Below are 10522 nucleotides of genomic sequence, written 5' to 3' on the forward strand. Positions count from 1 at the left end.
ATCAGGAGTGTTCCATGTCCATTGAATTTGTCGGCATGATTTTCCCCCGCCAGTGGTCCGAGACCCGTGGCATTCGCAGCGCGGATTTCGATCTGGACTTTATCCGCCACCACGCCCGCGCCCATGAACACGCAGGCTTCGACCGGGTGCTGATCGCCAGCGGCCCGGGCAGCGCGGACAGTTTGCAGATTGCGGCCTACGCGGCGGCGCACACCGAGCGCCTGGGTTTCATGATCGCCCATCGTCCGGCATTGAACGCCCCCACCGCCGCAGCCCGAGCCTTCGCGACACTCGATCACACCACCGGCGGCGGGCGGATTCGCCTGCATGCGATTACCGGCATCACCGCCGAACCCCAGGAAGGCGACTTCCTGCTGGACAAGACCGAACGCTACAAGCGCACCGATGAGTACCTGGAGATCGTCCGGCGCACCTGGACGGCTGAAGAACCGTTCGACTTCGAGGGGCAGTATTTCAACATCAAGGGCGCCTTCTCGCCGGTCAAGCCATTGCAGCAGCCGCACATTCCGATTTCCTTTGGCGGGTCGTCGGACATTGCCTATCAGATCGCGGTGAAACACGCGGACCTGTATGCGCTGTGGGGCGAACCGCTGAGCGGCGTTGCCGAACAGATCGGCAAACTGCGCGCGGCGGCAAGTGCGGCGGGCGTAGAGGCGCCACGGGTGAGCCTGTCCGTGCGCTTGATTCTGGGGGCGACTGAAGAATTGGCGTGGCAGCGGGCGGAGCAGATTCTGGAACAGATCAAGGCCAATCCACAGTTCGCCGCCGGTAGCCCCTGGCAAAAACGCATCAAGGGCACCGGCTCCGAACGCTTGCTCGCCGCTGCGGCACAGGGTGATCGCCACGACCGCGCCCTGTGGATGCCCACCGCCACCGCCGTCGGCGCCTACGGCGACACCACCGCCCTGGTCGGCACCCCGGAAACCGTGGCCCAGGCGTTGCTCGATTACGTCGACCTGGGCGTGACCACCTTCCTCAATCGTGGTTATGACCCGTTGTACGACACCGTCGATTACGGCCGCTGGATCATCCCGGCGGTGCGCGAGGAAGCACGGCGGCGCAAGGCGCGGGTGGCGTAGTTTCCACCGACGCCATCGCCGGCAAGCCGGCTCCTACAGGGTTGTGTCGTGCCACGTTTCAACATGCACACCATGCCTTTGTAGGAGCCGGCTTGCTGGCGATGGCGGTTTAACGATCACCAGAAAAATGTGCGCCTACAGCCATTTGGCATCCCACAGCGGGTAATCGTGCACACGCCTGACAAGGCCAGCACGTATCGGATTGGCGATGACATAACGCGCCACCGCCAGTAAATCCTCTTCACGCCGAATCGCCCGGTCGTGAAAGTTTTTTTGCCACAAACGCCCGGAGCGTCCGAGGTGAGCATTGATCATCCGTGCACTGCGGGATTTGGTGCCCCGCATCAATGTTGGCAAGGTGCACTGTTTGAGTTCGACCAGCCAATGGAAATGGTCGGGCATGATGACCCAGGTAAGAGATTCAACCAGATCCCCCGCGTGCGCATGTTGAAATTCTCGTACCAACAACCGTCCGGTCCGCCAATCGCTGAACAAGGGCTCGCGATGCTGGACGACGGCCGTCAGCAGGTAGATTTGGCCGCTTTGAGAATAACGCCCGGCGCGCAGGTGGTTGGCATGGGGAAGATCGGGCATTCCATTGCCCTCCTGTGTTTTTTGGCAGAAACACAAGGCTAGTGCGCAGGTGGGATGGTCGTTGTCAAAGTTCAGTTCTGAATGTGTCTGTTTGACCGCCATCGCCGGCAAGCCGGCTCCTACAGGTTTGTGCCAAGCCGCATTTCGGCATACACCCCATAACCCTGTAGGAGCTGGCTTGCCAGCGATGGCTGCGTAACGTTCGCCATCAAATCGCCGGTGAGCAGACTATGCGCCCAACGTCGGCGAATTCTCCAGCAACGTACGCGTATACGCCGCCTGCGGCTGATCCAGCACATCATCAACCGCCCCCTGCTCCACCACCCTTCCCAGCTTCAACACCAACACCCGGTCGGCAATCGCGCGAACCACGCCGAGGTCGTGGGTGACGAACAGCAGGGTCAGCCCTTCGAGTTGCAATTGCCGCAACAGCGCCAGGATCGAAGCCTGCACCGACACGTCCAGCGCCGAGGTAATTTCATCGCAGATCAGCAGTTTCGGCTCACACACCAGCGCCCGGGCAATGGCCACGCGCTGGCGCTCGCCGCCGGACAGGCTGTGCGGATACAGATCGGCCACCGACGCCGGCAGCGACACCCGCTTGAGCACCGCATCCACGCGCTGGCGCGCAACGTTGCCCTTGATGCCGAAGAAGTGTTCCAGCGGCGCACTCAGGGTCTGGTAAACGGTCTGTCGCGGGTTCAGCGCCCGGTACGGATTCTGAAAAATGTACTGAATCTGATGCCGTTGCCGCCCGTCACGCCGGCGGGCCGACAAGTTCAGCGGCACACCCGCATAATGCAAGTTGCCCTCGGCGTTTTCCCCGAGCCCGGCGATGGCCCTGGCCAGGCTGGTCTTGCCTGAACCGGATTCGCCCACCAGCGCCAGGCATTCACCGGCCGCTACCCGCAGAGAAACGTCGAACAACACCTGTCGATCGTAGGCCACGTTCAAGTCTTTGATCTCCAGCAACGGCGCCCGCTCCACCGGCACATCGACAGCCGACACCGGCGCCTGGGCAACTAGCTGCAAGGCCTGAAGATGCGGATCGAGACACGCCACTCGCTGCGCTGAAGACAGGTCGTGCAAGGCCGGCTCAGCCTGCGAACACTCGGCGGCGCGACGCGAACACCGAGGCGCGAAAGCACAGCCGTGCGGTCGCTGCCCCGGTGCCGGGGCATGCCCCGGGATCGCCTGCAAATCGCGGCGCTGCGCCACATCGGGAATCGCCGCCAGCAGGCCTCGGGTGTACGGATGAGCCGGCCGCGTGAACAACGCTTCACGGTCAGCGACTTCAACAATGCGCCCGGCATACATCACCATCACCCGGTCGACCAGGTCCTTGATCACCGCAAGGTCGTGGGACACATACACCGCCGCCACGCCGAGGCTTTTGCACAAGCGGCGCAAGGTCGCGAGGATGTGCGCCTGAGTGGTGACGTCCAGCGCCGTGGTCGGTTCATCGAGGACGATCAACTGCGGACGCAGGACAAACGCCAGCGCCAGCATCACCCGTTGCTGCTGCCCACCGGAGAGCTGATGGGGGAAGCGCCGCAAAAACGCTGCATCATCTGGCAAGCCAACATCACGCAAGGTATCGACGATGCGCTGCTGTTGCGCCGCACGATCCAGTTCAATCTGATGCGCACCGAGGGTTTCGCGCAGCAGACTGCCGATGCGCAGCGCCGGATTCAGCGCCGTCGCCGGGTCCTGCGCGACGTAGCCGATCAGGCTGCCACGGGCCCGGCGCAACGCTTCGCCCTCCAGGGTCAGCAGCGAATGGCCGGACACCTCGACCTGCCCGCCGACAATCCGCGCCCCGCGTCGGGCATGGGCGAGCAACGCGGTGGCCAGGGTCGTCTTGCCGGAGCCGGACTCGCCGACCAACCCCAGAATCTCGCCCGCCTCAAGGCTGAACGAAACCCCGGACAGCACGTCAATCTGTCCCGCCAACTCGACCCGCAGATCCCGCACCTGCAACACCCCGGCAGTGGTCACCGGCGGACGGGACTCGATCCCGGCAATCGCATTCATGGCTGCTTTTCTCCGATCCGTGAACTGCTGCGGCCGATGCCTTCAGCGAGGATATTGGTGCCATAGGCGAAAATGCCGATCAGGATCGCCGGGGCCAGCACCGCCCACGGCTGCACCAGCAAACCGGCCTGGTTTTCATTGATCATCAGCCCCCAATCGGCGGTCGGCGGTGCCACGCCGTAGCCGAGAAAACTCAGGCCCGAGAGCATGCCGACGCCCCAGGTCAGCATGTTGCCGAAATGCACCAGCAGCGGCGTGAGGATGTTCGGCAGGATCTCCCTGAACAGAATCCGCCGCCGCGAGTAGCCCATCATCTGCGCGGCCTCGACGAACTCCTGCCCCGCCACCGCCACCGCACTGCCACGGGCCAGGCGGATCACCCCGGGCGTGAAGGCGATGGCCACGGTCAACACGATCAACCACGGCGCGCGGCCGAGCATGGAGACGATCAACAGCACCAGAATCAGGTCGGGAAAGGCCAGCGACACGTCCGCCAGCCAGGTAATCAACTGGTCGAGCCGGCGCCGGGAAAATCCCGCCAGCAAACCCAGGGTGCTACCGGTCAACAGCGCAATCGAGGCCGCCGCCACCGACATCCACAACACCGAGAGGCCGCCACTGAGCAAGCGCGACACCACGTCGTGCCCGAGAAAGTCATAGCCCAGTAATGCCGCGCCAACCGGGGCGCCGTACACCGAACCAAGCATTTCCGTCGGGCTGTGCGGCGCCAGCCACGGGCCAGACAACGCCAGTGTCACCACCAGCGCAGTGATCAGCGCGCCCTTGCGGGTTTGCGGTTCTGCCAGCCATACCTGCCAGCGCGAACGTCGGGAGTCAGTCATGTTTTACCTCTCAAGGCGCCTTGGATGGGGAACGTCGCCACCACGGCTGAATGCCCCGGCGGTTACGCTGAATCATGGTCACGCGGCGGGCGGTGCGCAGTTTTGGCGTAAGCAGCACGGTCAGCAGATCGGCGAGCAGGTTGATCAACACCACGCCGAGGGTGATCACCAGCACGATGGCCTGGACCATCGGCAAATCGCGCATCTGGATCGCCGAATTCAGCGAAGTGCCGATGCCGGGGTAACTGAAAATCACCTCGGCCAACAGCGCGCCGCCGATCAGCGTTCTCAGCGTCAACGCCACGCCTTGAATCGCCGGGATCAGTGCGTTGGGCAGCGTGTGGCGCCAGACGATGCGCCACTCGGGAATGCCGCGCAGGCGCGCAGCGATCACGTAATCGGACTCCAGCGCCTCGATCATCGATGCCCGCACCATGCGCGTCAGGTACGGCAATGCCGACAGGCTCAGGGCCAGCACCGGCAACACCAGGAACTGCAATTGGCGCAGCAACGACTTGTCCGGATCGAGGATCGACACCGCCGGCAGCAGGTCCATGTGCGGCATGGAAAACAGCAGCACCAGACCGATGGCCAACAGAAACCCCGGCGTGGCTTTAAGGAAGATCAGCAGCGACAGGCTCCAGCGATCCAGCCGACTGTCACGGCGCAACGCCAGGGAAACGCCGAGCATCAACGCCGCCGGCACCACCACCGCAATGACCCCGGCGAGCAGCGCCAGGGTGTAGCCGAAACGGCCGAACAGAATGCTGCCGACCGGCGCGTTGGAGTCGAGCGACACACCGAGTTCGCCGCTCAGGGCGTGCCCGAGCCAGCGCAGGTACTGTTCGAGAATCGGCCGGTCCAGACCCAACTGGCGTTGCAAGGTGAGGATGCTTTCCAGCGGCGCGTCGGGGCCGAGAATCACCCGGGCCGGGTCCGAGGGCAGCGCCTGCGTGGCAATGAACACCACCAGGCTGATGACCCACGCCGTCAGCAATCCGTAAGCCAGGCGCCCGATAAACCACGACAGCCAGGCTGGCGTGCGGGGTTCTTTGCAAGAAGGCTCAGGCATGGTTCACCCACAACTCATCAAAACGCCAAGAGGCAAATGTGGTCTGTTCAGGCTGCAAACCGCCGACCCGCACCGATGCTGCGTCCAGCACATCGTTGAAGCCCCAGATCAACAAGCCACCGCGTTCGTGTTGAATGCCTTGCGCTTCGTGCACCAGCACTTTGCGTTGCTCAAGGTCGGGTTGCGCCAGCGCCTGGCGGTACAGCGCGCTGAAGCGTTCATCGTGGAAGTTGCTGCGGTTGTAGATGGCCTGTGGCGCATCGTTGTGCAGCGCCGACGCGAGAAAACCCCGGGCCGGTGTGGAGCCCGGCGACAGCAGCCAGTTTTCCCGTTGTGGACCGTTGAACACCGAGCCATCGACCTGGGTGACCTTGATCTCGACCCCGGCCTTTTTCGCCTGTTGCGCAAACACCAGCGCCGCGTTGACACCCGGCCCCGGCGTGGTGGTCAGCTCCACCCGCAAGTCGGTCTGCCCGGCCTGGCGCAACAGCGAACGCGCCTGTTCCAGGTCGTAGGGACGCTGGGCAATGCTGTGGTTGTAGGTGGGGTCGTGGGGCGAATACAGGTCGTTGGCGATGCGCCCGAAACCGTTGAGGCCGCGGTCCACCAACTCGCGACGGTCGGCCAACAGGCGGAACGCCTGACGCACCCGCTGATCCTGAAACGGTTGCTTCGCCAGATTCAGATTGAACCCGGTGAACGAGGTACTCGGCGAGGCGTACAACCTCAGCCGCGAGTCGGCCTTGAGCAGTGCGCTGTGTTCGGCTTGCACGCCGCTGGCCACGTCAATCTGCCCGGCGCGCAGGGCGGCGGCGCGGGACACCTGGTCCTTGAACTCGATGATCTCCAGTTCATCGGCATAGGGTTGGCCGGGCTTGTAGTAATTCTCAAAGCGCTGATAAAGCGAGCGCTGGCCGGGAATGAAACTCTTGAGCTTGTAGGGGCCGGCGCCGACCGGGTTGCTGACGGGGTCGTAATCGGTGGGGACGATGCCGCCGAAACTGATCAGGGTTTCATCCAGCGGGTAAAAGCTCTGGCCTTCCTTGAAGCGGATTTCGATGGTGCGCGCATCCAGTTTGCGCAACGCGTTGCGGTCGATCGCGCCCACCAGACCGGCAAATGGCGACGCCAGTTTCGGATCGGTCAGGCGCAGGATCGAGAACAGCATGTCATCGGCGCCGATGCTCTTGCCGTGATGGAACTCCAGGCCCGGTTTGATGCGAATGGTCCACGCACTGGCGTCGGCGTTGGGTTCGGCAAACTCGGCCAGGGCCAGGCGCGTGCTGACGTCGGTGTTCCATTCCCAGAACTTGCTGTACAGCGCCCAGCCGCGAATGATCCCGCCGCCCACCGGTTTGTGCGCGTCGAGGTTGCCCGACTGATCACCATCGATGATGCCGACCCGCAAGCGACCGCCGCGCACCGGAGTGCTGGACAATGCGGCCGCACCGCTGACCTGCGCCCCGCTGTCGCATCCGCTGAGCAGGCTGCTGCCGAGCAACAGGCCGCCACTGACCGCCAGGCCATTGCCGAGAAACCGGCGACGGGAAAATTCGTTCATCGCTGTCTCCTCAGACTCGCTCGGTCACTGCTACACGCCGTGGTGCCGGTGTGCTGACACCCAGTTTCGGCACGTCGAAACCGTGATCCAGATCGAGCAACGGGAACAGCAGATCCGCCACCCGGTGCGCTTCATCGATCAGCGGGAAACCGGACAGAATGAATGCCGATGTGCCCTGCGCTTCGTATTCTCGAATACGCTCGGCGACCTGCTCGGCGCTGCCCACCAGGTAAGTGCCGGCTGCCGGGCCGAGGATGTTGAAGCCGAACAGGCTCGGGCCGAGCCAGACGTTCGGGTAGATCTCCAGGTCCCGGGCCTTGGGTAAACGGCCGGCGCGAATGGCCTCGACGTTGCGCTGGATCTGCGGATCGTCGCTGTGGAAGGTCTCCAGGGTTTCGCCGGGCGGCAATTGACGTTCGATGGCCGTGCGCGCGGTTTGCAACGAGGTACGTTGCAAGAGTTTTTCAGCGTGGGCCCAGGCCTCTTCCTCGGTTTCGCGAACGATGATTTGCAGGCGCGTGCCGAAGGTCAGCTCACGGCCGATTTTCGCGGCTTCTGCTGCGACCTTGCGGAATTTCTCACCGAGTTTCGGCGGGGTGTTGGCGAAGCTCAGGTACACGTCGAGCAGTTGCACCGAGTGCGCGACACCCGGCCCCGACGTGCCCGCGCCCCACAGTGGAATGCCAGGCTTTTGCTTCGGCGGATGCCAGCCACCCAACGGATGACTCGCGGCAGCCGGTGAACGGGGGGCGAGCTTGACGTACTGGCCGTCGAACCCCGAGGTGTCCCCGGCGTAGAAGCTCTGGAACGCACGCCAGTATTCGAGGCTGAAGTCATAACGTTCGTCGTGGGGGTAATGCACGCCGAGGGTGGCCAGGCCGGCGTCATTGCCGTTGACCACGTTGAACAGCAGGCGGCCGTTGGAGAATTGATCGAAGGTCAGCGCCCACTTGGCCAACACGGCTGGCGACAGTTCACCGGGGTGTTGCGCGACCAGGAAGCGCAGGCGTTTCGTGGCGTCGATCAGCGCGGCCGAGACAGCGAGGCTTTCGTTGGGGCTGGAGCCCAGCAGCGAACCGTAGTAACCAAGACGGTCGCTGGCCACGGCAAGTTGTTTCAGATGTTCGAAATCGGTTGTCCAGCGGCCTTCGGGTTCCCACGGATAAGGCCCGTCGGGGGTGGTGAGGTACCAGAGAATTTTTACAGCCATGGGTGTGTTCCTTGTAGGGGCAATGCACCTTTGTAGGAGCCGGCTTGCTGGCGATGAGGCCCTTGAACCTTGCGTCGATCTTTCGGGCCCTATCGCCAGCAAGCCGGCTCCTACAGGGGATGGTGGTGGCCTGGAGATTGTTAGCTGCGACGGTCGATCGCGGGCACCAGGCCCAGCTCGGTGGCTTTGTCGTACAGGCCGCTCATTTTCCATTGCTGGGTCAGCACGCCAGGGCCATAGGCACGGGAGCCGCCGAGGGCGTCGGCGAGCAATTGCAGTTGCGCGCCCTCCTCCAGCAACAGGATGAATTCGGCGGTGGCGCGCAGGCCCTGTTTGCCCCACACGGTGGAGCCGCCGTTGGCTTCGAGAATCGCCAGGTTGAAGGGGTTTTCGGCAATCTTGTCGAGGATGAAATCGACTTCCGGCTGACGACGGTCGATGTACACCGGCAACTCCCGGGCGAGCTGATAACGCTGCACCGGCACGTAGTGGAACGGCAGCGTGCGGTGGGTTTGCGCCCAGGCGCCGAGGTATGGCGAGTGCACATGGGACACGGTGGTCACATCGGCATGTTGCTGGAACAGTTTGGTGTAACGCCCCAACCCACCCTTGCCTTTGCCGAAGATCACCTTGCCTTCGAAGTCGGTGACCGTGGCTTGCAGCGGCTTGCGGTAATTCCACGGGCCACCGTAGTTCACCGACACCAGCAGCTCCTGGCCCGGTACGCGCTCGATGAAACCAACGGTGCCGTTGGCGGTAATGGTGTTGGTTTCACGGAACACGGTGAAGGCTTCTTCAGCCTCGACCAGCACCTTGTCGATGAAGTTCTTCAGTTCTTCGCTGATCAGTTGTTCGTTGATGAGGACGGTCATGGCAATTCTCCAGAGTCAGGCGCGGCGCTTGGCCAACAGTTCATGGGCGGCTTGCAACGGGCGCGGATCGACCCAGTCGGCGATGGAAAAATCGCGTTCGAGGAAGCCGTGCAGGTAAAGGAAATCTTTCTGGGTATCGAGAAATTCCAGACGCTGTGCCGACAGGTCCGGCGCCAGCGTGGTGTGGAATTCACCGCGATAGGCTTCGGCGACACCGGCACTGCCGGCGCGGGTTTCTTCTTCGAGAATCGCGTTCAACGCCTCACGATTGTTCGCTGCCCAATCGGCGGCGCTGAGGGTTTGCGCGAGGAAGCGCACGACCAGGTCGAAATGGTTGTCCAGCAGGCTCTGGTGGACCGTGATCGGGCGCGGCGTGCCATTGTTGATGCGATAGCGCGGCTCGGCGATCAGGTCGAGATCAATGCCCACCACCAGCCCGAGACGCCGCGCGGCATCAGCGGCGGACGCGCCTTTGACGTACACCGCGTCGACTTCACCGCGCACCAGGTAATCGAGGCCCGACCAGAGGCGCTGTAAACCTTCCTGAGGATTCGCCGCCTGCTCCTGGTTTTGCAGCGCCACTTCCACCAGTTCGACGTCATCGAAGCCCAGCCCCGCCAGACTCAACGCGCCTTTGTAGCCGTGCAGGCTCATGGCCCGAGCGATGCTGCCGGGGCGGGTTTCACCCCAGGCCGGCAGCGCCAGACGCTTGCCTTTGAGGTCTTGCGGACGACGAATGCCGGAGTCCGGGCGAACCAGGATGGTTTGCCACTCTTCGATCCAGGTCAGGCCGATCAGGCGACTCGGCGCACCAGCGGCGCGTGCCGCCAGGGCCGGTACGTTGCCGCCTTCACGAAACAGGCCCGGCAACTCGTGATCGTAGTGGTGATGCCCCAGTTGCCGGGCCTCCTGCAAGGTCGACACCGGCAGGCCGTCAGCGGCGAATTCTTCGCTGAGCCAACCGAGTTTGTAGGCGATGCCGGAAGCGGTCGGCACCGGGCAACGGGTGAACCAGATCTGCTCCAGTTCAGCCGGGGCAGCGGGTCGGGATTGTTTGGCAGCAAGCGTCATGGGCAGCTCCGTGGTTGGGCAAGTGTCTGTTGCCGGAGCTATTGCAGCGCCCGTGCCAAGAGCTGAAACGCCCGGTTTACGGGGCTTTGCGCCTGGCACCGAGCAAACAACCGACACTGATTGCTGGCCTGCCAGCAGCATTGCGCGGCGACTGCTGCTGGCAGGC

The 10522-nt window shown here is 63.5% G+C and carries 9 protein-coding genes; 1 reads left to right on the forward strand and 8 read right to left on the reverse strand.

Going from position 1 to position 10522, the window contains the following annotated elements:
• Positions 1–14 precede the first annotated feature (14 nt).
• Positions 15–1100 carry an LLM class flavin-dependent oxidoreductase gene (locus tag KGB25_RS19985; RefSeq protein ID WP_192417609.1) on the forward strand — a complete coding sequence of 362 codons (1086 nt, stop codon included), beginning with the start codon at positions 15–17 and terminating at the stop codon, positions 1098–1100.
• A 135-nt stretch (positions 1101–1235) separates the two neighbouring features.
• Here KGB25_RS19985 and KGB25_RS19990 read toward each other — a convergent pair whose 3' ends face one another.
• The 8 genes from KGB25_RS19990 to KGB25_RS20025 form a co-directional block, all read right to left on the reverse strand.
• Positions 1236–1694: an REP-associated tyrosine transposase gene (locus KGB25_RS19990; protein ID WP_223436380.1), complete on the reverse strand. Its 459-nt coding sequence runs from the start codon at positions 1692–1694 to the stop codon at positions 1236–1238.
• A gap of 228 nt (positions 1695–1922) precedes the next feature.
• Positions 1923–3728, reverse strand: coding sequence for a dipeptide ABC transporter ATP-binding protein (locus KGB25_RS19995; RefSeq protein WP_223436382.1), 1806 nt, complete (start codon positions 3726–3728; stop codon positions 1923–1925).
• Complete coding sequence (locus tag KGB25_RS20000; RefSeq protein ID WP_192229264.1) at positions 3725–4570, reverse strand: ABC transporter permease; 846 nt, start codon at positions 4568–4570, stop codon at positions 3725–3727. Before KGB25_RS20000 ends, KGB25_RS19995 begins: the two co-directional genes overlap by 4 nt.
• Positions 4571–4580: 10 nt before the next feature.
• On the reverse strand, positions 4581–5642 hold the full coding sequence (locus KGB25_RS20005) for an ABC transporter permease (protein WP_223436384.1): 1062 nt from the start codon (positions 5640–5642) through the stop codon (positions 4581–4583).
• On the reverse strand, positions 5635–7203 hold the full coding sequence (locus KGB25_RS20010) for an ABC transporter substrate-binding protein (RefSeq protein ID WP_192229263.1): 1569 nt from the start codon (positions 7201–7203) through the stop codon (positions 5635–5637). The genes KGB25_RS20005 and KGB25_RS20010 overlap by 8 nt, the downstream gene beginning before the upstream one ends.
• A 10-nt stretch (positions 7204–7213) precedes the next feature.
• On the reverse strand, positions 7214–8413 hold the full coding sequence (locus tag KGB25_RS20015) for an LLM class flavin-dependent oxidoreductase (RefSeq protein WP_223436386.1): 1200 nt from the start codon (positions 8411–8413) through the stop codon (positions 7214–7216).
• 140 nt (positions 8414–8553) lie between these two features.
• A complete protein-coding gene (locus KGB25_RS20020) occupies positions 8554–9285 on the reverse strand; it encodes a class II aldolase/adducin family protein (RefSeq protein ID WP_192229261.1) in 732 nt (243 codons plus the stop codon).
• 15 nt (positions 9286–9300) lie between these two features.
• Positions 9301–10356 carry an ABC transporter substrate-binding protein gene (locus KGB25_RS20025; protein WP_192229260.1) on the reverse strand — a complete coding sequence of 352 codons (1056 nt, stop codon included), beginning with the start codon at positions 10354–10356 and terminating at the stop codon, positions 9301–9303.
• Between the last annotated feature and the right edge of the window lie 166 nt (positions 10357–10522).

The organism is Pseudomonas sp. BF-RE-21 (assembly GCF_019947305.1).
Classification (GTDB): Bacteria; Pseudomonadota; Gammaproteobacteria; order Pseudomonadales; family Pseudomonadaceae; genus Aquipseudomonas; species Aquipseudomonas migulae.